Source organism: Pseudomonas sihuiensis (assembly GCF_900106015.1).
Lineage (GTDB): Bacteria > Pseudomonadota > Gammaproteobacteria > Pseudomonadales > Pseudomonadaceae > Aquipseudomonas > Aquipseudomonas sihuiensis.
Window position 1 is genome coordinate 2,013,708 of the sequence record NZ_LT629797.1, and the last position, 21,042, is coordinate 2,034,749.

Annotated in this window: 15 protein-coding genes; 12 read left to right on the top strand and 3 right to left on the bottom strand. The window is 62.9% G+C overall.

The window, feature by feature from the left end; translation table 11 throughout:
• Window position 1 precedes the first annotated feature (1 nt).
• Window positions 2–469 carry an Lrp/AsnC family transcriptional regulator gene (locus tag BLT86_RS09570; RefSeq protein WP_092376353.1) on the top strand — a complete coding sequence of 156 codons (468 nt, stop codon included), beginning with the start codon at window positions 2–4 and terminating at the stop codon, window positions 467–469.
• On the opposite strand, the gene BLT86_RS09575 is transcribed toward BLT86_RS09570, so the two are convergent.
• A complete protein-coding gene (locus tag BLT86_RS09575; RefSeq protein ID WP_092376356.1) occupies window positions 466–1,416 on the bottom strand; it encodes a DMT family transporter in 951 nt (316 codons plus the stop codon). The two genes, BLT86_RS09570 and BLT86_RS09575, sit on opposite strands and share 4 nt — an antisense overlap.
• A 278-nt stretch (window positions 1,417–1,694) precedes the next feature.
• On the opposite strand from BLT86_RS09575, the gene BLT86_RS09580 reads away from it, so the two are divergent.
• On the top strand, window positions 1,695–1,955 hold the full coding sequence (locus BLT86_RS09580; protein ID WP_003460676.1) for a DUF6316 family protein: 261 nt from the start codon (window positions 1,695–1,697) through the stop codon (window positions 1,953–1,955).
• Window positions 1,956–1,965: 10 nt separating this feature from the next.
• Here BLT86_RS09580 and BLT86_RS09585 read toward each other — a convergent pair whose 3' ends face one another.
• Together BLT86_RS09585 and metE are read right to left on the bottom strand one after the other, a co-directional pair.
• Complete coding sequence (locus tag BLT86_RS09585; protein WP_084341522.1) at window positions 1,966–2,955, bottom strand: alpha/beta fold hydrolase; 990 nt, start codon at window positions 2,953–2,955, stop codon at window positions 1,966–1,968.
• 201 nt (window positions 2,956–3,156) lie between these two features.
• Window positions 3,157–5,460, bottom strand: coding sequence for a 5-methyltetrahydropteroyltriglutamate--homocysteine S-methyltransferase (metE, locus tag BLT86_RS09590; protein WP_092376360.1), 2,304 nt, complete (start codon window positions 5,458–5,460; stop codon window positions 3,157–3,159).
• Window positions 5,461–5,627: 167 nt separating this feature from the next.
• Here metE and metR point away from each other — a divergent pair, with 167 nt between their 5' ends.
• The 10 genes from metR to BLT86_RS09640 all read left to right on the top strand — a co-directional run bounded on the left by metR (window position 5,628) and on the right by BLT86_RS09640 (window position 21,037).
• Window positions 5,628–6,545: a transcriptional regulator MetR gene (gene metR, locus BLT86_RS09595; protein WP_092376363.1), complete on the top strand. Its 918-nt coding sequence runs from the start codon at window positions 5,628–5,630 to the stop codon at window positions 6,543–6,545.
• 320 nt (window positions 6,546–6,865) lie between these two features.
• The gene (locus BLT86_RS09600; RefSeq protein WP_017679104.1) at window positions 6,866–7,522 is read left to right on the top strand and encodes a TetR/AcrR family transcriptional regulator; all 657 of its coding nucleotides are present in this window, start codon (window positions 6,866–6,868) and stop codon (window positions 7,520–7,522) included.
• Window positions 7,523–7,528: 6 nt separating this feature from the next.
• Window positions 7,529–8,611 (top strand): efflux RND transporter periplasmic adaptor subunit, encoded by a 1,083-nt coding sequence (locus BLT86_RS09605; protein WP_092376366.1) that lies wholly within the window; start codon window positions 7,529–7,531, stop codon window positions 8,609–8,611.
• A gap of 1 nt (window position 8,612) precedes the next feature.
• Window positions 8,613–11,768 (top strand): efflux RND transporter permease subunit, encoded by a 3,156-nt coding sequence (locus BLT86_RS09610; protein ID WP_092376369.1) that lies wholly within the window; start codon window positions 8,613–8,615, stop codon window positions 11,766–11,768.
• Window positions 11,769–12,572: 804 nt separating this feature from the next.
• Window positions 12,573–13,883 (top strand): GDP-mannose 6-dehydrogenase, encoded by a 1,311-nt coding sequence (algD, locus tag BLT86_RS09615; protein ID WP_017679101.1) that lies wholly within the window; start codon window positions 12,573–12,575, stop codon window positions 13,881–13,883.
• 113 nt (window positions 13,884–13,996) lie between these two features.
• Window positions 13,997–15,421 carry a mannose-1-phosphate guanylyltransferase/mannose-6-phosphate isomerase gene (locus tag BLT86_RS09620; protein WP_092376371.1) on the top strand — a complete coding sequence of 475 codons (1,425 nt, stop codon included), beginning with the start codon at window positions 13,997–13,999 and terminating at the stop codon, window positions 15,419–15,421.
• A 61-nt stretch (window positions 15,422–15,482) separates the two neighbouring features.
• The gene (locus BLT86_RS09625) at window positions 15,483–17,003 is read left to right on the top strand and encodes a glycosyltransferase (RefSeq protein WP_092376373.1); all 1,521 of its coding nucleotides are present in this window, start codon (window positions 15,483–15,485) and stop codon (window positions 17,001–17,003) included.
• A 17-nt stretch (window positions 17,004–17,020) separates the two neighbouring features.
• A complete protein-coding gene (locus BLT86_RS09630) occupies window positions 17,021–18,166 on the top strand; it encodes a PilZ domain-containing protein (protein WP_059391419.1) in 1,146 nt (381 codons plus the stop codon).
• A gap of 7 nt (window positions 18,167–18,173) precedes the next feature.
• Window positions 18,174–19,649: an SEL1-like repeat protein gene (locus BLT86_RS09635; RefSeq protein WP_092376376.1), complete on the top strand. Its 1,476-nt coding sequence runs from the start codon at window positions 18,174–18,176 to the stop codon at window positions 19,647–19,649.
• A complete protein-coding gene (locus BLT86_RS09640; protein ID WP_092376379.1) occupies window positions 19,646–21,037 on the top strand; it encodes an alginate export family protein in 1,392 nt (463 codons plus the stop codon). Before BLT86_RS09635 ends, BLT86_RS09640 begins: the two co-directional genes overlap by 4 nt.
• Window positions 21,038–21,042: the final 5 nt, after the last annotated feature.

The following is a 21,042-nucleotide window of genomic DNA, read 5'->3' on the forward strand; positions in this document are numbered from 1 at the left end:
CATGCAGGACAAACTCAGCCCCATCGACCGCCGGATTCTCCGCCTGCTGCAACACGATGCCGACCTCTCTGCCGCCGAGGTGGCGGAAAAGGTCGAGCTGTCGCAGTCACCCTGCTGGCGGCGCATCAACCGCATGCAGGAAGAGGGATTGATCGAACGCAAGGTCGCCCTGCTCAACCATAAGCGCCTGGGCTTCGGCATCACGGTGTTCGTCGACATCAAGCTGTCGGCACACGGCCGCGGCAATCTGGATGAGTTCGAGCGGGCCGTGGTCGGCTACCCGCAAGTGCTGGAGTGCTACAGCATGGCCGGCGGCTCGGACTACCTGCTCAAGGTGGTGGCCAAGGACATCGCCGACTACGAGCGCTTCCTGCGTGACCACCTGCTGCAGCGCCCGCATGTGCACGAGGCGCACTCACATATCGCCATGAGCGAGGTCAAGCGCACCACCGAGCTGCCGCTGGATTAACGCCCTGCCCTGCGCGCCCGCCAAGCGGCCAGCAACGATGGGCCGAGCGCGGTGAGCGCCGAGCCGAGCACCACCACCACGGCGCCGGCGTAGGCGATCCAGTTGACCTGTTCGGGTAGCACGTGGTCCGGCCACCAGGTCGAGGCCAGGGCCACAGAGACGAAAGTCACCAGCGGTGTCAGCGCCAGAGTCGCGCTGACCCGCGAGGCCTCCCAGTGCGCCAGCGCCTCGGCGAAAGCGCCGTAGGCGACCAGGGTATTCAGGCAGCAAGCCAGCAGCAGCCAACCTTGCAGCGGGCTCAGTTGCAGCGCTTGCAGCGGCTGCGCCCAGGGCGTCAGCAACAGCGCGCAGGCCAGGTAGATGACCATCATCACCTGCACCGAACTCCACAGGGTCAACAGTTGCTTCTGCGCCAGGCCGTAGAAGGTCCAGACAAAGGCAGCCGCCAGCACGGTCAGCACGCCGGTGGTATAGGTGGTCAGCGAGGTCAGCAGCTCACCCAGGCGCTGGTTGAAGAACAGGCCGAAGCCCAGCAGCATCACCATCAGGCCAATCGCCTGGCCCAGGCTGAAGCGCTCGCGAAAGACGAACAGGCTGCTGATCAGCAACAGGATCGGCGCCACCTGGATCACCAGTTGCGTGGTCCCGGGGCTGAGCAGATTGAGTCCGACCAGATACAGCACGTAGTTGGCCGTCAGCCCGCCGATAGCCAGCGCCAGCAGCCAACCGCCCTTGCGTCCCAGCGGCCGAAAACGCGGCAACCGGCGACTCGCAGCGAGATAGGCAAACAGCAGAGAACCGGACACGGCCAGGCGATACCAGGTGACCGTTACCGGGTCCATCACCTGCAGGACTTCTTTCAGCTTGATCGGCAGGATGCCCCAGAGCACGGACGTGATCAGGGCGAGCAGCAGGCCGTACATCCAACGGCCGGAAGAAATGTGCATGGCAACCTCTGGCAGGCAGCCAACAGAGCATGTCGACCGCAGCAGAGCATTCTAGGAGAGGCCACCACACCGACACAGCAACAGTTCAGCACAGTTGCCGAGCGAAACTGTACTGATCGGCAACCCAGAAACGCCAGCCGACCGGCGCCAATAATCCATAAAATCCGCTAAAAGCCTCTAACAAGCCGCCAAAATCTACCATCTGTCGTTTTGCCAAGCAGGCCGCATTGGCCACAGTAGACTCAGGTTATCCAGCACCTGCAGATGGAGTCCCCGCCATGTTCGGCCAACGCACCGTCGACCCCCAACCGGGCACGCATTACCGCAGCTCACGCGTCAGCGCCGTCAACGGCCAGTATTTCTTCGCCACTCGCGAAGGCACGCTGGAGGGCCCCTACCTCTCCCGTCACGACGCCGAACAGAGCATCGTGCGCTATATCGAGCGCATGGTCATGGCCGACAAGCTGATGCGTCATAGCAGCGAGCACATCGACAACCTGCAACGCCGCGAAGCGATCAAGCACAATCAGGAGCTTTGAGCGCTCCCACCTACAGACGCGCCAAGCCCAAATCCCCCCGATGCGCCGCGAGATGCGGCAGCACTGCGGCCAGCAAAGGCTCCTTGAAGGCATCCTGAAAGCGATGCGCCAGGCCCGGAATCAACTTGAGTTCGGAGCCCTTGATATGCGCAGCCACGTGTACCCCATGCATTACCGGCAATAGCGGGTCGGCCGTGCCGTGCACCACCAGCGTCGGCACGTTCAGGCGATTGAGCAACTCGACGCGGCTCGACTCGGCAAGAATCGCCAGCAGCTGACGCTGCACGCCTTCGGGATTGAAAGCGCGGTCATAGGCCTGTTCAGCCTGATGCAAGAGCAAGGCACGATCATCATGCACCGTCGGGCTACCGAGGGCCGCCAGCAAGTCCGCCTGTTGTTGCAGTGCAGCCTCGCGACTACCGGCCTCACGCCTTGCCAGCAACGCCACCAACGCATCGCTGGGCGCGGGCAATCCTTGCGCACCCGAACTGGTCATCACCAGCGTCAGACTGAGAACGCGCTGCGGCGCCAGGTCTGCCAAATGCTGCGCGATCATGCCACCCATGCTTGCGCCCAGAACATGGAAGCGCTCGACACCGAGCTGGTCCATCAGCCCCATAGCATCACCGGCCATGTCACGCAGGTGATAAGGCGCACCAAGCGACAGCCCCAGGCGATAGCGCAGCACTTCGTACGGCAGGTTGATGTTCGGCGCAGGCCGCCGCCAGGTGCTCAGCCCGACATCGCGATTGTCGAAGCGCACGACGCGAAAGCCCTGCTGACACAGGCGTTCGACCACCTCGTCAGGCCAGTGGATCAACTGTCCGCCCAGCCCCATCACCAGCAGCAGCGCCGGGTCGCGCTCACTGCCGATGCTTTGATAAGCCAGACGCACCTCACCGACATCCACATAGCGAGTCGGCTCGGACAAGTCGCAATGATTGGCTGCAAAAGCCTGCAGACCGCACAGCAAAGCGGCCAGGAAAATGAATGCACGCATGAAAACACCAGAAACGCAGAACCCCACTGAAACGCGATTCTGGTGAAAATCGTTCGACGGCGCTGCCACACAAGCGTGACAGTTTGATGAAGGGGGACGAACGGTTGCCCAGACGGTGACCAGAAGTGCGATCCAGAGCGTCGCGAGCGCCCCTCCTACCTATCCGTAGGAGGGGCTTCAGCCGCGACCACTCCCGGGGAATCAGGCCAGCTCGGCGCGCAACTGCCTGGCGGCGGCCACCATGTTCACCAACGCCGCCTCGGTTTCCGGCCAGGCGCGGGTTTTCAGGCCGCAATCGGGGTTGACCCACAGGCGTTCGAGCGGGATACGCCGCGCCGCCTTGCGCAACAACCCGACCATCTCGGCGCTGTCCGGCACCCGTGGCGAGTGGATGTCGTAGACGCCCGGGCCGATCTCGTTGGGATAATCGAAGCGCTCGAAGGCCTCCAGCAACTCCATGTCCGAACGCGACGTCTCGATGGTGATCACGTCGGCATCCATCGCCGCGATGGCCTCGATCACATCGTTGAACTCGCTGTAGCACATATGAGTGTGGATCTGGGTTTCGTCACGCACACCGCTGGCGGTGAGGCGGAAGGCCTCGGTGGCCCAGTCCAGGTAGTGCTGCCAGGCGGCCTGACGTAACGGCAACCCTTCGCGAAACGCCGCCTCGTCGATCTGGATGATCTTGATACCGGCTGCCTCCAGATCCACCACTTCGTCACGAATCGCCAGCGCCAGTTGCTGCGCCTGCACTTCACGTGACACGTCCTCGCGCGGGAACGACCACATCAGCATGGTCACCGGGCCGGTCAGCATGCCCTTCATCACCTTGTCGGTCAGACCCTGGGCGTACTTGATCCATTCCACCGTCATGGCCTTGGGTCGGCTCAGGTCGCCAACGATCACCGCCGGTTTGACGCAACGTGAGCCGTAACTCTGCACCCAGCCGAAGCGGGTGAAGGCATAGCCATCGAGTTGTTCGGCAAAGTACTCGACCATATCGTTGCGCTCGGCCTCGCCATGCACCAGCACGTCCAGCCCCAGGCGCTCCTGCACCTGTACCGCCTGGCGAATTTCACTCTGCATGACCTCGGTGTATTCGGCCGCACTCAGCTTGCCCTGCTTGAACGACTGCCGCGCCAGGCGAATCGCCGAGGTCTGCGGGAAGGAGCCGATGGTGGTGGTCGGCAACAATGGCAGTTGCAGGCACTCACGCTGTTGTTCGATGCGCTCGGCGAACGCCGACTGGCGCTGGGCATGACGCGGACGAATCGCCGCCAGACGGGCCTGCACCTCGGGTTTGTGAATACGCCCTGAAGCCGCACGAGCAGCCTGTACTGAGCGGCTCGCTTGCAAGGCGGCATGCACAGAAGCGTCTTCCGGCACCTCCAGGGCCTTACCGAGCAATGCGACCTCCTGACATTTCTGCACGGCAAAAGCCAGCCAGCCTTTCAGCTCGGCATCGAGCTGGTCTTCGCGCATCAGGTCCACCGGGCTGTGCAGCAGCGAGCAGGACGGCGCGACCCACAGCCGGTCGCCCAAACGCTCGTGAGCGTGGCGCAGCACCTCAAGGGCTTTCTCCAGATCGCAGCGCCAGACGTTGCGCCCGTTGACCACGCCCAGCGACAACACTTTATAAGCCGGCAGACGGTCGAGAATGGTCGGGTACTGCTCCGGCGCACGTACCAGGTCGATATGCAGGCCATCTACAGGCAGGTTGGCGGCCAGACCGAGGTTGTCTTCCAGGCCGCCAAAGTAGGTGGCGATCAGCTTCTTGCACGGCTCGCGCTGGATCAGGTTGTAGGCGCGCTCGAAAGCGTTCTTCCACTCTTGCGGCAAATCCAGCACCAAAATCGGCTCGTCGATCTGCACCCATTCCACGCCCTGCGCGGCCAGACGCTGGAAGATCTCGCCATAGACCGGCAGCAGACTTTCGAGCAGCTCCAGCTTGTCGAAGTCGCCTCCCTTGACCTTGCCCAGCCACAAGTAAGTCAGTGGTCCGATCAGCACCGGTTTGACCTTGTGCCCGAGAGCATGCGCCTCAGCCACTTCCTCGAACAGTTGCTCCCAGCTCAGGGCGAACTGCTGATCCGCGCTGAACTCCGGCACCAGGTAGTGGTAGTTGGTATCGAACCATTTAGTCATCTCCTGGGCGTGGGCGCCGCCACAGCAAGTACCGCTGCTCTTGTTTGCAACGGCTCCACGCGCCATGGCGAACAGGGTATCCAGCGTCGGCTTGCCGGTAGCCGGACGGAAACGCTCGGGGATGACGCCAAAGGCCAGCGAATGACTGAGCACCTGGTCGTACCAGGCGAAATCGCCCACCGGCAGCAGATCGATGCCGGCATCCTTCTGCAATTGCCAGTGCTCGGCGCGCAGACGCTGGCCGACGGCGCGCAAGCCGGCTTCGTCCAGCTCACCTTGCCAGTGGGCTTCGAGGGCTTTCTTCAGTTCGCGGTCGCGGCCGATGCGCGGGAAACCGAGGGAATGGGACAGGGCCATGTCGTGAAACTCCAGAATCAATCGAGATGGCGCCATTCTCGGCATCGACACCGAGTGAGACAAACTCAAGATTTTCGTCTTGATCTAAAGATTTGCTCATGTAGGCTGTATGAACCATTTTCATCCAGACACGCCACTGGATGAGTGAAACCTTTTAGAGAACCGCCATGCTCGAGCTACGCCACCTGAAAACCCTGCACGCCCTGCGCGAGACCGACAGCCTGGTGGAAGCCGCCGAGCGCCTGCACCTGACCCAGTCGGCCCTTTCGCACCAGTTCAAGGAGCTGGAAGAGCGTCTGGGCATGCAGCTGTTCGTGCGCAAGACCAAACCCGTGCGCTTCACCAGCGCCGGCCTGCGTCTGCTGCAACTGGCCGACGCCACCCTGCCCCTGCTGCGCGGTGCCGAGCGTGATTTGGCGCGCCTGGCCGGTGGCACCGCTGGCCGCTTGCACATGGCCATCGAATGCCACAGCTGCTTCCAGTGGCTGATGCCGACCATCGATCAGTTCCGCGACGCCTGGCCGGAGGTGGAACTGGACCTGGCCTCGGGCTTCTCCTTCGCCCCGCTGCCCGCGCTGGCCCGGGGCGATCTGGACCTGGTGGTGACTTCGGACCCACTGGAACTGCCCGGCATCACCTATGTACCGCTGTTCACCTACGAAGCCATGCTGGCGGTGGCCAACCAGCACCCACTGGCCAGCAAGGCCTGCATCAGGCCAGAAGACCTGGCCACGGAGACGCTGATCACCTACCCGGTAGAGCGCGACCGCCTGGATATCTTTACCCGCTTCCTTGAGCCTGCGGATGTGGAACCCGCCCAGGTACGCACCTCCGAGCTGACGGTGATGATGATGCAGCTGGTGGCCAGCGGCCGCGGCGTCTGCGGCCTGCCCAACTGGGCGCTGCACGAATACAGCTCACGCGGTTATGTGACGGCCAAGCGCCTGGGCGAAAAAGGGCTGTTCGCCACACTCTACGCGGCGATTCGCACCGACATGCTCGACGCGCCATTCATGCGCGACTTCCTGCTCACCGCCAAGGACACCTCCTTCGCCAGCCTCGAAGGCGTCAGCGTGGCGCGCTGAGCGTCGCCTCACGGGGCAAGGATCGAGCGAATGTCGTAGGGCGGGTTAGCCGCCAGCCACCTTCCGCAATCCCCCCCCCCCCCCCCCCCCGCAATGTCTGTTGCGGCGTAACCCGCCATCGGCGCAACGCGTTTCATCGCCTGGTGGGTTAGAAGCTTCGCCCCGGGGCGGGGCTCCTACATCCTTGTGGGAGCCCCGCCTCGCGGCGAATGAGGCAGTGAACGGCTACCCGCCAATTGCCTTGTTACAACTCCCGCCTTGCCGCATTGTGACCAACAGTCATAGCATGACCACCGGTCACAACTCTTCGCGGAAAGCCCATGCGCTACCAGGATCAACTCTTCCAGCAACGGGAAAACGCCCTGCTGCAATCCGCTCGCCAGCTATTTCAGGAACAATCCTGGGATCGCGTCACCATCGCCGAGGTGGCCCGTCACGCCGGCATTGGCAAGGGCACGGTGTACAAGCACTTTTCCAGCAAGGAGGCGCTCTACGCGCGTCTGGTGCTGGACTGCTCGCGCCAGCATCTGAGCGAACTGCGTGAGACCGCAAACCAGGCGCCGCCTCGCGAAGCCATGCGCCATGTGATTCGTCGCGCCTTCGAACAACTGCTGGCCGACCCACTGCAAGCCCAACTCTGCCTGCTGTGCGACCGCCCCGCCTTCCAGGAACGCCTGGACGCGCCCTACCGTGAACAGTTCCTCGAGCTGGAAGGTCAGTACATGGCGCTGTTCAACCAACTGCTGCAAGGCAGCTTCAGCGAACTGCAACTCTCCCCCACTGATTGCCAACGCCTGCTGTGGGGCGTGGAGGCTTGCGTCAACGGCGTGATGGCCCGCATCGCCTCCGGCGGCTTCGCCCATTGGGCCGAACCCATCGAGCTGGACGCCTATTTCCAGCGCGTCACCGATTTCATCATTGCCGGCCTGCAAGGCCAGGCCGCCGCGCTGCACGCAGCGCCTGCACTCAGCGAGTAAACCCACATGTTCGCCCGACTCAGCAAGCGTCCCTGGATCATCGCCATCGTCATCGCCGTCCTGCTGCTGGCCTGGCTGTTCAGCGGCGATCGTTTCGTCGCTCGCGACGATGTCGAGCCCGACCAACCCGCCACCACCAACGATCTGGCGCGCGTCGAAATTCAATGGCTGGAAGCGCAACCCATGCAACGCCAGCATGTGGTGCAGGGGCAGATCGAAGCCTGGCGCCGGGTTGAATTGCGCGCCCAGGTCAGCGGCAACGTGCAGAAGCTGGATCAGGACAAGGGCAACCGCGTCGCCGCCGATCAACTGCTGCTGAGCATTTCGCCGGATGACCGCCCGGCGCAGGTCGCACGCAGCGAGGCCGATGTGCGCCAGCGTCAGAGTGAGGTCACCGCCGCCAAGCGCCTGCGCGAACGCAGCCTGGTGTCGGCCAACGAGCTGATGCGTCTGGAGAGCGAGCTGGCCAAGGCCCGCGCCGAACTCGACAGCGCCCGCCTGCAACTGCGCAACACCAAGGTGAAAGCGCCATTCGCCGGCATCTATGACCAGCGCATGGTCGAGCTGGGCGATTTCGTCCAGCCCGGTCAAAGTCTGCTGACCCTGGTGGACATCGACCGCCTCAAGGTCAGCGCACAGATCGCCCAACAGCAGGTGACCCAGCTCGAACTGGGGCAACTGGTAAACATTGAACTGCTCGATGGCCGCACGCTGCAAGGCGAGCTGCACTTTATTGCCGCGGCCGCCGACCCGGGCTCGCGCAGCTTCCGTATCGAGGTCAAGGTAGACAACCCGAACGGCTTGCGCCTGGCCGGGGCCAGCGCCACCCTGCATATCCAGACCGGTGAGAGCATGGCCCATCGCCTGTCCCCTGCCCTGCTCAGCCTGGATGAAAACGGCCGCCACGGCGTCAAGTGGGTCAACGACGCACAGCGCGTGGAGTTCACTCAGGTCGAGCTGATCAGCGTCGACAACCAAGGCGCCTGGGTCAGCGGCCTGCCGCCGAAGGTAGCGCTGATCACCCTTGGCCAGGGCTTCGTCCAGCCCGGCCAGCAGGTGATGGTTCAACTCGCCGCCGAGGGCAGTTGAGATGCATACACTGATTGCCGCCGCACTCGACCGCAGCCGCACCACCATCCTGATCCTGCTGTTCCTGCTCTGTGGCGGGCTGGTGGCCTACATTGCCATGCCCAAGGAGTCCAACCCGGATGTGGCAATTCCCATCATCTACGTCTCGGTGACCCTCGAAGGCATCAGCCCGGAAGACGGTGAGCGTTTGCTGGTGCGCCCGCTGGAACAGGAGCTGCGCAGCCTGGAGGGCGTCAAGGAAATGCGCTCGGTGTCCAATGAGGGCCATGCCTCGGTGACCCTGGAATTCGACGCCGGCTTCGACGCCAAGGTAGCGCTGGCCGACGTGCGCGAGAAGGTCGATACCGCGCGCAGCAAGCTGCCTGAAGAGGCCGACGAGCCGACTGTCACCGAAGTCAATGTGGCGCTGTTCCCGGTGCTGTCGGTGGGCCTGTCCGGCCCCATCGCCGAAACCGAGCTGGTGTATATCGCCCGGCGCCTGAAGGAGAACGTGGAAGGCATCGCCGAGGTGCTCTCGGTGACCATTGGCGGCGACCGTGAAGACCTGCTGGAAATCGTCGTCGACCCGCAAGTGCTCGACAGCTACGGCATCGATTACAACGAGCTGTTCAACCTGGTCAGCCGCAACAACCGTCTGGTCGCCGCCGGTAGCCTGGACACCGGCGCCGGCCGCATGAGCATGAAAGTGCCTGGGGTCATCGAAGACCTCGAAGACGTGATGCGCATGCCGATCAAGGTGGTCGGCGACAGCGTGGTCACCTTCGCCGACGTCGCCACCATCCGCCGCACCTTCAAGGACCCGACCGGCTTCGCCCGTATCAACGGCCAGCCGGCTATCGTGCTGGAAGTGGCCAAGCGCAGCGGCGCCAACATCATCGAGACCATCGATCAGGTCAAGGCACTGATGGAGCAAGCCAAGCCCCTGCTGCCGCCAGGTGTGGAAGTCAGCTACATCATGGATCAGTCGCAGGAAGTGCAGAACATGCTCGGCGACCTGCTCAACAACGTGCTTACCGCCATCGTCCTGGTACTGATCCTGGTGGTGGCGAGCATGGGCATGCGTTCGGCGCTGCTGGTCGGCCTGACCATTCCCGGCGCCTTCCTCAGCGGCATCCTGCTGATCTGGATGCTCGGCTTCACCCTCAATATCGTCGTACTGTTCAGCCTGATTCTGGTGGCTGGCATGTTGGTCGACGGCGCCATCGTCGTCTCTGAACTCGCCGACCGCTACCTGCAGCAAGGCCAGACGCCTCGCCAGGCCTGGGCCAATGCCGCGACACGGATGGCCTGGCCGGTAATCGCCTCCACCGCCACCACCCTGGTGGTGTTCCTACCACTGCTGTTCTGGCCCGGCGTGGTCGGCCAGTTCATGAAGTACCTGCCGGCCACCGTGATTCTCTGCCTGTTGGCCTCGCTGGCCATGGCCCTGGTATTTCTGCCGGTGCTCGGCGCCGTCACTGGCGGCCAGGCGCGCCCACAGCCCCCCAGCGCCAGCCGCGCCGGCAACGCCTACCGCAATCTGCTGGCGACGCTGCTCAAGCGCCCGGGGCTGACCCTGCTCGGCATGCTGGCGCTGATCGCCCTGATCTACGTCGGTTACGGGCGCTTCAACCATGGCGTGGAATTCTTCCCCGACGTCGAACCGGAAAGCGCGCAGATCTGGCTGCGCGCACGCGGCGATCTATCTGTGCAGGAGAAGGACGCCCTGCTCCAGCAGGTGGAAAAGCAGGTGATCGGCATGCGTGAGGTCAAGGCGCTGTATGCGCGCTCCCTGGCCCAGCCGGAAGGCCAGCAAGGCCAACTCGGCGCCGACGTAATCGGCACCCTGCAATTTCAGTTCGTCGACTGGCACCAGCGCCGCCCGGCCAAGGACATCCTCGCCGAAATGAGCCAGCGCACCGCCGGCATTCCCGGCGTGGTGCTGGAGTTCCGCAAGCAGGAACAGGGCCCCACCGACGGCAAACCGGTGAAACTGCAGATCAGCTCACTGGACCCTGCACTGGGCGAGCAGTGGGTCGAGCGTATCCGCGGGGAAATGCACAAGCTCGGCGGCTTCGCCGATATCGAGGACGACCGCGCCCTGCCCGGCATCGAGTGGCGGATCAAGGTCGACCGCGAGGCCGCCGCGCGCTTCGGCGCGGACGTACTCAGCGTCGGCAACGCGGTGCAGATGATCACCAACGGCCTGAAACTGGCGACCTACCGCCCCGAGGATGCCACCGACGAAGTGGACATCCGTGTGCGCCTGCCCGGTAACTGGCGCTCGCTCGACCAACTCGGCCGCCTGACCCTCAACACACCGGCCGGCCAGGTGCCGCTGAGCAACTTCGTCGACCTGCAGCCTGCGCCCAAGGTCGGCACCCTGCGCCGCGTCGATGGTGACCGCACCATCACCCTGCAGGCCGACCTGGCCGAAGGTGCGCGCCTGGACGAACGCCTCAAGGCGTTGCGCGAAGCGCTCGGCGATGTACCGGCCGAGGTCAAGGTGAAGTTCGCCGGCGAGGATGCCGACCAACGCGAGGCGGCCACCTTCCTGATGACCGCCTTCGTCGTCGCCATCTTCCTCATGGCGATCATCCTGGTGACCCAGTTCAACAGCCTCTACCAGGCAGCGCTGGTACTGTCAGCCATCGTCCTGTCCACCGCTGGCGTGCTGATGGGTCTGCTGGTCAATGGCCAGTCGTTCGGCATCGTCATGGTCGGCATGGGCCTGATCGCCCTGGCCGGCATCGTGGTGAACAACAACATCATCCTGATCGACACCTACAACCAGTTGCGTCGCCAGGGCCTGGAACCGCGTGAAGCGGCGCTGGAAACCGGCAGCCTGCGCCTGCGACCGGTGCTGCTGACTGCCGTGACCACCATCCTCGGGCTGATGCCCATGGTGCTCAGCATCAACGTCGACCTGGTGACCCCGAGCCTCGGCTTCGGCGCCCCCTCGACGCAGTGGTGGACGCAACTGTCGAGCGCCATCGCTGGCGGCCTGGCCTTCGCCACCGTGCTGACCCTGCTGCTGACGCCTTGCCTGCTGGTACTCGGTGCCCGCTTCGAGCGGCGTCCACCGCCGCTGGAGACCTACGACACCGACCTGCTCGACCTGCCGGAGCATCTGATCGCCGCCAAACCCGACAGGGCGCAGGTGCAGCGCACCAGCTGACGCCGAACCGCCCAGGAATACATGGCAAAACGCCAGATATCGCCTAGGCTAACCAGCAACGATGCTTAGGGCGGGAATGGAAAGGCAGCAGGGATGCTTTTAACAGACAGCAGACGCGCAAGGCGTCTTGCAGAAACGACAAAGCCCTCTCTCGGAGGGCTTTGCTTTTCCACTCGCTTGGCATTGGCCAGCGCAAGGAAGAAACACCGAGCTAACGAAGTGTATGGGGTCGGCATCCTGCCTGTTGGCCACTTCGTTAGCCCGGTAACCGGAGAGTAGTCCAGGCAGTGGCAATGTGCCAAGCCTCAATTGCGCGGCATATTTCACAGAGCGAAGACACTTCCCTGGCAGCTCTCGCCCCCGCCAGAAATCCCCCAGCACGCTCGCATGACGGCTGATCAGCACCCTCTCTCGTGACGTTGAGAACAGCACAGCGCTCTTATGCACAACTTACGAGCAGGGTCTTACTCCAGTGCCATACAACTAAGCACAAAAGATAATGTTTTTATGGCGCCATAAAAATAACACACTAAAAAGCTGTAACTATTTTTTGGCGCCTAAAAAATAGCAATTATAAGTAACTGTTTTAACTAGAAAAAATATTAAAGGAAGTGATCGATACACAATTCATAACTTTTGGTTCACGTTTTGCTTGAAATGCCAAAACAGCCAACTTAGTATCCGCGCCAATTCGAGCACGCCATTCGATTGCAGTAACCATTACGCAATCTTAGTGGCGTACTTAATGAACACGGATGTTGGCCAGTTCAAATCGGCCAGCTCAATTATATGAGAGAGGGATCTATGCGAATCAGCATCTTTGGATTGGGTTATGTGGGCGCCGTATGCGCCGGTTGCTTGTCGGCTCGCGGCCATGAGGTCATCGGCGTCGACGTATCGCAAACCAAGATCGACCTGATCAATCAAGGCAAGTCCCCCATCGTCGAACCCGGCCTCGCCGAACTGCTCGAAGCCGGCGTCAACTCCGGCCTGCTGCGTGGCACCACCGATGTGGGCGCCGCAGTACTGGCCAGCGAGCTGTCCTTCATTGCCGTGGGTACGCCGAGCAAGCGCAATGGCGACCTCGACCTCGGCTACATGGAATCGGTATGCAAGCAGATCGGTGCCGCCCTGCGCGACAAGCAGGAACGTCACACCGTAGTCGTGCGCAGTACGGTCCTGCCGGGCACGGTAAAGAACGTGGTGATCCCCCTGATCGAAGCAGCGTCCGGTAAGAAAGCCGGTGTCGATTTCGGCGTGGCCACCAACCCGGAATTCCTCCGTGAAAGTACCGCCATCAAGGATTACGACTTCCCGGCCATGACCGTTATCGGTGAACTGGACGAACAGTCCGGCGACCTGCTGCAGGAGCTGTACAGCGAGCTGGACGCTCCGATCATCCGCAAGTCCATCGAAGTGGCGGAGATGATCAAGTACACCTGCAACGTCTGGCACGCGGCCAAGGTCACCTTCGCCAACGAGATCGGCAACATCGCCAAGGCAGCCGGCGTCGACGGCCGCGAAGTGATGGATGTGGTCTGCCAGGATCACAAGCTCAATCTCTCCAAGTACTACATGAAGCCCGGCTTCGCCTTCGGCGGCTCCTGCCTGCCCAAGGATGTGCGCGCCCTCTCCTACCGCGCCGGCAGCCTGGACGTGGAAACACCGCTGATCAGCTCGCTGATGCGTAGCAACGCCGCCCAGGTGAAGAAAGCCTTCGACATCGTCACTCACTACGACAAGCGCCGCATCGGCCTGCTGGGCCTGAGCTTCAAGGCCGGCACCGACGACCTGCGTGAAAGCCCCCTGGTCGAGCTGGCCGAAATGCTGATCGGCAAAGGCTATGAGCTGCGTATTTTCGACAGCAACGTCGAGTACGCCCGCGTGTTCGGCGCGAACAAGGAATACATCGAATCGAAGATCCCTCACGTTTCCTCGCTGCTGTGCAAGGAGCTCGATGAGGTGGTCTCGCAATCCGATGTACTGATCATCGGCAATGGCGAACAGCGCTTCGCCGAGGTCATGAACAGCGTCGGCGACGACAAACAGATCGTCGATCTCGTGGGGTTCATGGCGCATGCCACCCAGGCCAACAAGGAAGGCATCTGCTGGTAGCAGACAGCTAACAAGAACAGAGGCGGCACCAGTCAGGTGCCGCTTGGTTGGTTATGGCGTGTCGCCAGCTCACTGCCCATACGATCCGAATCGATGTTTACAGGAGTGACAGCATGATTCCTCTGATTTTGTCCGGCGGCAGTGGCTCCAGACTCTGGCCGCTCTCACGCAAGCTGTATCCCAAGCAGTTCCTGGCCCTCACCGGCAGTGAGACCCTGTTTCAACAGACGCTCGGCCGCTTGGCCATCGAGGGCGTCAGCAAGCCCATCGTGGTGTGCAACGAAGAACATCGCTTCATCGTCAGCGAGCAACTTGCCGCTATCGGCAACGAGGCGCAGACCATTCTGCTGGAGCCGTTCGGCCGCAACACCGCACCGGCCGTGGCCATCGCCGCCATGCACCTGCTCGCCGCTGGCCGTGACGAGCTGCTTCTGGTTCTGCCGGCCGATCATGTGATCGAAGACCTGCCGGTATTCCACAGCGCTCTCGGCGTGGCTCGCAAGGCTGCAGAGCAGGGCGAGATGGTGCTGTTCGGCATCCCTGCCGAGCGGCCTGAAACCGGTTACGGCTATATCAGGACCGGCGAGCGATCCGGACTGCCGGGTGGCGTTCTGTCAGTCGAGCAGTTCGTCGAGAAGCCCGACCTGGCCACAGCTAGAGAGTTCGTGGCACAAGGCGACTACGTCTGGAACAGCGGCATGTTCCTGTTCCGCTGCAGCCGCTATCTGGAAGAGCTGCAGCGCCACGATCAGGACATCTACGACACCTGCCAGCTGGCGCTCAGCCGCAGCAAGAGCGACCTGCAGTTCATCCGCATCGACCCCAGCTCCTTCGAGTGCTGCCCGGACAACTCCATCGACTACGCGGTGATGGAAAAGACCGAGCGCGCCTGCGTGGTGCCGCTCGCAGCAGGCTGGAACGATGTCGGCTCCTGGTCCGCGCTGTGGGACGTTCAGGACAAGGACGACCAGGGCAACAGCCGCTCGGGCGATGTGGTGATCCACGACAGTCAGGACTGCCTGGCCCACAGCCAGAGCAAGCTGGTGACTCTGGTCGGCCTGAAGGACGTGGTGGTGGTCGAGACCAAGGACGCCGTGATGGTCGCCCACAAGGACCGTGTGCAGGACGTCAAGCAACTGGTCAACACCCTCACCTGCGACGGGCGTGCCGAGGCGCAGAACCATTGCCAGGTCTATCGCCCGTGGGGCAGCTACGACTCCATCGACAGTGGCAACCGCTTTCAGGTCAAACGCATCGTGGTCAAGCCAGGCGCCAGCCTGTCGCTGCAAAAGCACCACCACCGTGCCGAGCACTGGATCGTGGTCTCCGGCACTGCACGGGTGACCTGTGACGACAAGACCTTCCTGCTCTGGGAGAACCAGTCGACCTACATCCCCATCGCCGCCGTTCACCGCCTGGCCAACCCCGGCAAGATTCCTCTGGAGATCATCGAGGTCCAGTCCGGCAGCTATCTGGGCGAGGACGACATCGAGCGCTTCGAGGATGTCTACGGCCGCACCGACACCACGGTCAACTAGCGACTTTCAGCGTCACAGCGGCTGACGCTCGTACACGGCTTCACTGGAGGAAGCACGTCACATGCCTAGGTTATTCAATGGGGTCGACACCTCATCCGGTATCGGCAAGCTGTGCGGTTGGGCGTGCCTGATCGCCCTGCTCGCGCTTGCCTCGGAAATGGTCGACCCGAGCTACCTCGACCCGTCGCATCAGAAATTCATCTTTCTGATCGGCGCGCTGGGCATGTGGCGTTACGGCAACGCCGCCACTCACTACCTGCGCGGCATGTACTTCCTGCACTGGCGTTTCCCACGCATGCGCAAGGCCGTCGAGCGCATGGGAGCCGCGGCGCTGCCCGAGCACATGTTCATGGTGGTGACCAGCTTCCGCATCCCGACCCATACCACCTTCAAGGTGTACCAGTCGGTGTTTCAGGAAGTGCAGCGGATGCCGGTGCCCTGCACCGTCATCGCCTCGATCGTGGAGAAAGGCGACGAGAACTTCATCAAGGACATCATGCGTCAGGAAGTCCGCGACCGCGACGACATCAAGCTGATCATCGTGCGCGCCCGCGGCACCGGCAAACGCGACGGTCTGGCGCATGCCTTCCGCGCGCTGTCCCGGCAGATGCCACTGGAGAACGCCGTGGTCGGTGTGGTCGATGGCGACACCATGATGCTGCCCGGCTGCGTCGAGCGCGCCGTCAGCATGTTCGCCTATCTGCCCAGCGTCGGCGGCATCACCACCAACGAGTTCTGCGAGGTGGAAGGCAGCAAGCTGATGCAGGAGTGGCACACCATGCGCTTCGTCCAGCGGCACATCAACATGTGCTCGATGGCACTGAGCAAACGCGTGCTGACCATGACCGGGCGCCTGTCGTTCTTCCGCGCCAGCGTGATGACCAACCCGGAATTCATCAAGGACGTGGAAGCCGACTTCCTCGATCACTGGCGGCTGGGGCGTTTCCAGTTCCTCACCGGCGACGACAAGTCCTCCTGGTTCAGCCTGATGCGCGCCGGCTGGGACACCTTCTACGTGCCCGACAGCCACACCCTGACGGTGGAGCATCCACCAGACAACAGCTTCCTGCGCGCGACCCGGCAACTGATGTACCGCTGGTATGGCAACTCGCTGCGGCAGAACTTCCGCGCCACCCGACTGCTGGGCCTCGACCGTCTGGGCCTGTTCACCATGTACGTGCTGTACGACCAGCGCGTGTCCATGTGGACCTGCCTGATGGGCCTGAGCGCCTCGGTAGTGGCCGGCCTGCTGTTCGGCATCCAGTACCTGTTGCTGTACCTGTTCTGGGTGCTGTTGTCGCGCACCCTGGTAACGCTGTTGTTCTTCTTCGCCAAGCACCCGGTGCATCCGATGTACCCCTTCGTTCTGTATTACAACCAGATCGTCGGCTCGGTGATGAAGGTTTACACCATGTTCCACATGGACCAGCAGAGCTGGACCCGGCAAAAGACCACGCTCAGCAACGGCAGCGTCAGTTTCGATGCGGCCCTTAATCGATGGACGTCGAAGACGATGTTGTTGTCCTCCATTGCCATCTTCTTCGGGGTCATTTCGGTCCTGCTAGAACTCACGCAACCTTAAGTAAAGGCGCGAATGCTATGAGTAGCACCACTGTCTTACCTGTAAACGTTGTTCACGAAGCGATCGATGAGCGCCAGTTCGTCCGCGCCAAGATCCCCGCCCGCATCAGCCTGCAAGGTCACGGCCTGAACGGCGTGGAATGCGAGATTCTGGACATCTCCCTGGGCGGCATCGGTCTGTCCTACGAGCAGCCACTGAAGCTCGGTAGCCTGTTCCACGGCTCGATCAAGCTGAAGCTGAACCAGGTCGACCTGAACATCGACACCAAGCTGAAGATCGTCTCCCAGCGCGGCCATGAAGTGGGTGCCGAGTTCGTCGAGCTGGATCGGCAGAAGCGCGACATCCTGCGCTACATCATCTCGGCCTACATGTCCGGCGACATCGCCGACATCAACGGCCTGTTCAACGTGATGCAGCGCGAGAACTACATCAAGGAGCGCAAGACCAAGCAGGCCAGCTCGCGCACGCCCACGGAACGCCTGAAGGCGGCGCTGGGCTCGATGCTGTTTCTCGGCGCCGGCCTGGCCGCGCTGAGCCTGATCGTCTACAAGAGCTACCTGTTGTTCTTCCAGATGCCGGCCGCACAGGCGGTGGTCAGCGCCAATGCCTACGTGGTGAGCATGCCGGAGAACGGCAACCTCAAGTACCTGATCGGCCCCGAGCAGACCAGCGTGAGCACCGGCCAGCCACTGGCCAGCGTGTCCACGCAACTGGCCAGCAGCCTGACCAGCCCGACCGACATCGCCGCCCTGGCCAGCCTCTCCGAGCAGGATGCAGCCGCCCTGCTCGGCCGCGTGACCGTCGAGACGGTGATCGCCAGCCCCTGCGACTGCAGCCTGTACTTCCCCCGCCCGCGCATGGATGGCTTCGCCTACAAGCAGGAGCAACTGGTGCATCTGCTGCCGCAGGATCAGCCGCTGAACGTCAAGGCCAGCGTGCCGTTCGAGCGCATGGACAAGATCGAGCGCGTGCGGGCGGTCGAAATGCGTGTGCTGGGTAGCGACGCCATCTACAGCGGCGAGATCGTCGCCAGCCGCGTCGACGACCAACGGCAGATGGTCGAGCTGACCATCAAGCCGGATCAGGAGTTGCCGCGCAGCGCCTATCAATTGCCGACTGCCGTCGACTTCAAACTCGGCCTGCCACTGCGCTGGACGTTCTGAGGTCGCCATGCCGGTCAGATACCTTCTTTGCACAACCGCCCTGACGCTGGCTCTCGCCAGCTCGGCGCATGCGGCGCGCAGCCTCGAGCAGGTCCGTTATGCGCTGTTTCAGGACAGCCAGGCAGAGGTCGAAGCAGACCTGCGCCATCTGGCCGCGCGTGGCGACCTAGGCGCCACGCGCCTGCTCGGCGAAGTGTTGGCCGGCCGCAGCCCAGCGAATACCACGCAGGCCATCGACCTGTTCAAGCAGACCTTTGCCGATGGCCGCGGGGACATCGGCGCGCTGATCCCCCTGGCCCGCCTGGTGGACAACAAGCCGCGCTGGCGCGAAGCCAATCGCGCATACATGCGCCAGGCGCTCAGCCGCTTTACCGCTGGACGAGACTTCATCGCCGTCGACACGCGCCTCGAAGTGTTTCTGGTCTACCCCGAGCTGTTCACGCAGGACGAGGTCACCCGCCTGATCGAGCTCTATGACCGCGCCTGCCTGATCTACTGCCACGCGCCGCTGTACCGAGCGGTGGCAGCAGCCCGCTACGGCGAAAGAAGCGAAGCCGAGAAGTGGTTCCAGCTGGCCGTGGAAAGCGACCCGCGCGCCGTGCAGCGCTACTACGAGTTTCTTGGCGAGCAGCGCAACCTGCTGTTTCGCGCCTTCGCCGAACGCCTGACGCCGCGCATGAACGCCCTGCCGGTCGACCTGGTGCACCGCATCGCCCAGCAGGTGGCGAACATCCGCAACATCGAGATCAGCACTTACAACAACAACCGCCCGACCACTCGCGCGCAGAACGACGAAGAAAAGCAGGCCCGCGAAGTCAAGGCGAAGGCCCATGCCAGCCTGGTCGAACAGCTCGACCGGGAAGTGCTGCAGTGGCTGGACAACGCCATCGAGCGTGATTTCGGCCCAGCCATGCTGAGCAAGGCCAGCTTCCTCATGACCGCGCCGGACCGCTACAGCCCGGAGCCGGTGCTGGCCCTGATCCAACGACTGGAACAACGCCAGGGCGAGAACCTGACCCTGAGCATGGCCGAACGTGAAAACCCGATCACCCCGCAGCGCATCAAGGCACTGCGCGCCAGCCTGCACATGGTGCTGTGGCGCACCCTCGATCCGCGCTTGAGCCAACGCCTGATCAACGAGCTGCAGGCCGAGCAGTACCCCGAGGCACAGCTGCTCGAAGGCGACCTGTACAGCCAGGGCGGGTTGGACGAGCCCGATCAGGATCGCGCCCTGGAACTGTACATGGCAGAGGCCCGCCAGGGTTCGGTGAACGCCCTGCTGCGCATCGCCCGCCTCTATACCTACGGCCGCGCCATCTGCCGCGATAACGGCAAGGCCTACGCCTTCGCCTATGCCGCCCACGAGCTGGGCGACCAGCGCGCCACCGACCTGATGCACTCGCTCAGCACCCGGCTCACGCCTGAACAGCGCGATATAGCCGCCGCCGAAGGCAACCGTCTTATCGAGGAATCCATACTGTGAGCGCTCCCAATTCCCTTGGCCGCGCAGCCTTGCTGCTCGCCTTTCTGCCACTCGGTCTGCTGCACGCGGAAGAAGCCAGCATCACCTCGCCCGAGCTGGAGCCGGTCACCTCGCTGCTGACGCACAAGCTGTTCCTGCGTACCGGCTACGGGCCGGACGAAACGCGCCTGGGCGAAGACCGTCGCAGCTTCTTCAGCCTGCGCTATGAGCCGTCCTACCGCTGGTACTCCCCCGAACAACGCTGGGCCAAGTGGGAAGCCTTCGGCCGTCTGTGGCTCAACTACGACACCGATCCGAATGCCCTGCAAAGCGACGAGGGCAACGACGAGAACCTATCGAGCCGGCGCCATGCATACAGCGAAGCCCGCGAGTTCTATGTACGCCGCAACCTGCTGGGCGACGACCCGCGCTTCTCCGCGACCTTCGGCCGCCAGCGCTTCAGCGATCGTTTCGGCATCTGGTGGGACGATAGCATCGAAGCTCTGCGCCTGGACTACAACGACAGCTTCGGCAAAGGCTTCGTCGCCATCGCCGAGAAGTTCTACTACTACAACTCCGACGACAACCGACTCGACCCGCGCGACAAGAAGATCCGTTACCTGATGGCCGAGTACGCCTGGCGCTGGCATGCCGATCACTGGATCGGCGCGCGCCTGCTGCACGAGGACGACTACTCGGGCAGCTCGCCGGATGATCGCCAGGACTTCGATGGCCTGCGCTACGGCGTATTCCTGCACGGCGACACCCGCCACCTGACATCGCTGGTCAGCGACTACCACCTGGAAGTCGCGGCACTCGACGGCAGGCTGGAAACCACGCAGAACAATGGCCTGCGCGACAGCGGCGACAAGACCGGCTGGGCCGTGGTGGCGGATGTCGGCAAGCGCTTCGAGACACTGCCATGGACACCACGCGTTGGCATCAGCGGCGGCCTCACCGATCGCCCGGACGACAGCGGCAGCGACGGTTTCACCCTCAACCGCATCCAGTCCGACCGGCGCAACGACCCGCTGAGCTACAGCAGTCGCCTGGTCAGCAACCTGGTCAGCGTCAACCTGAGCAACCTGGCCTTCTACGGCATCGTGCTGGAAACCCAGCCCACCGACCGCACTGCGTTGGATATGCGCATCAGCGATCTGCATCTGCGTAACCGTTCGGCGCAACTGCCCCTGCGCACCACCAATGAAGGCGTGGTACGCGATACCGGCTCGTCCCATCTGGGCCAGGTGCTCGACATCAACCACTACTGGCGCATGTTCCCGCTGGCCTACGACGGCAAGCGCGTACAGCTCAACACCCTGGCCAGCCTGAGCTACTTCAAGGCCGGCAGCGCGCTGGAGATCGGTGATGACTATCAACTGACGCTGGGCATAACCCTGACTTACTGACCGAG

Coding starts and splice junctions, on each gene's coding strand:
- metR (WP_092376363.1), top strand. CDS start 5,628: ATGCTCGAGCTACGCCACCTGAAAACCCTGCACGCCCTGCGCGAGACC.
- metE (WP_092376360.1), bottom strand. CDS start 5,460: ATGGCCCTGTCCCATTCCCTCGGTTTCCCGCGCATCGGCCGCGACCGC.
- BLT86_RS09575 (WP_092376356.1), bottom strand. CDS start 1,416: ATGCACATTTCTTCCGGCCGTTGGATGTACGGCCTGCTGCTCGCCCTG.
- BLT86_RS09610 (WP_092376369.1), top strand. CDS start 8,613: ATGCATACACTGATTGCCGCCGCACTCGACCGCAGCCGCACCACCATC.
- BLT86_RS09630 (WP_059391419.1), top strand. CDS start 17,021: ATGAGTAGCACCACTGTCTTACCTGTAAACGTTGTTCACGAAGCGATC.
- BLT86_RS09580 (WP_003460676.1), top strand. CDS start 1,695: ATGTTCGGCCAACGCACCGTCGACCCCCAACCGGGCACGCATTACCGC.
- BLT86_RS09585 (WP_084341522.1), bottom strand. CDS start 2,955: ATGCGTGCATTCATTTTCCTGGCCGCTTTGCTGTGCGGTCTGCAGGCT.
- BLT86_RS09635 (WP_092376376.1), top strand. CDS start 18,174: ATGCCGGTCAGATACCTTCTTTGCACAACCGCCCTGACGCTGGCTCTC.
- BLT86_RS09570 (WP_092376353.1), top strand. CDS start 2: ATGCAGGACAAACTCAGCCCCATCGACCGCCGGATTCTCCGCCTGCTG.
- BLT86_RS09600 (WP_017679104.1), top strand. CDS start 6,866: ATGCGCTACCAGGATCAACTCTTCCAGCAACGGGAAAACGCCCTGCTG.
- BLT86_RS09620 (WP_092376371.1), top strand. CDS start 13,997: ATGATTCCTCTGATTTTGTCCGGCGGCAGTGGCTCCAGACTCTGGCCG.
- BLT86_RS09625 (WP_092376373.1), top strand. CDS start 15,483: ATGCCTAGGTTATTCAATGGGGTCGACACCTCATCCGGTATCGGCAAG.
- BLT86_RS09605 (WP_092376366.1), top strand. CDS start 7,529: ATGTTCGCCCGACTCAGCAAGCGTCCCTGGATCATCGCCATCGTCATC.
- algD (WP_017679101.1), top strand. CDS start 12,573: ATGCGAATCAGCATCTTTGGATTGGGTTATGTGGGCGCCGTATGCGCC.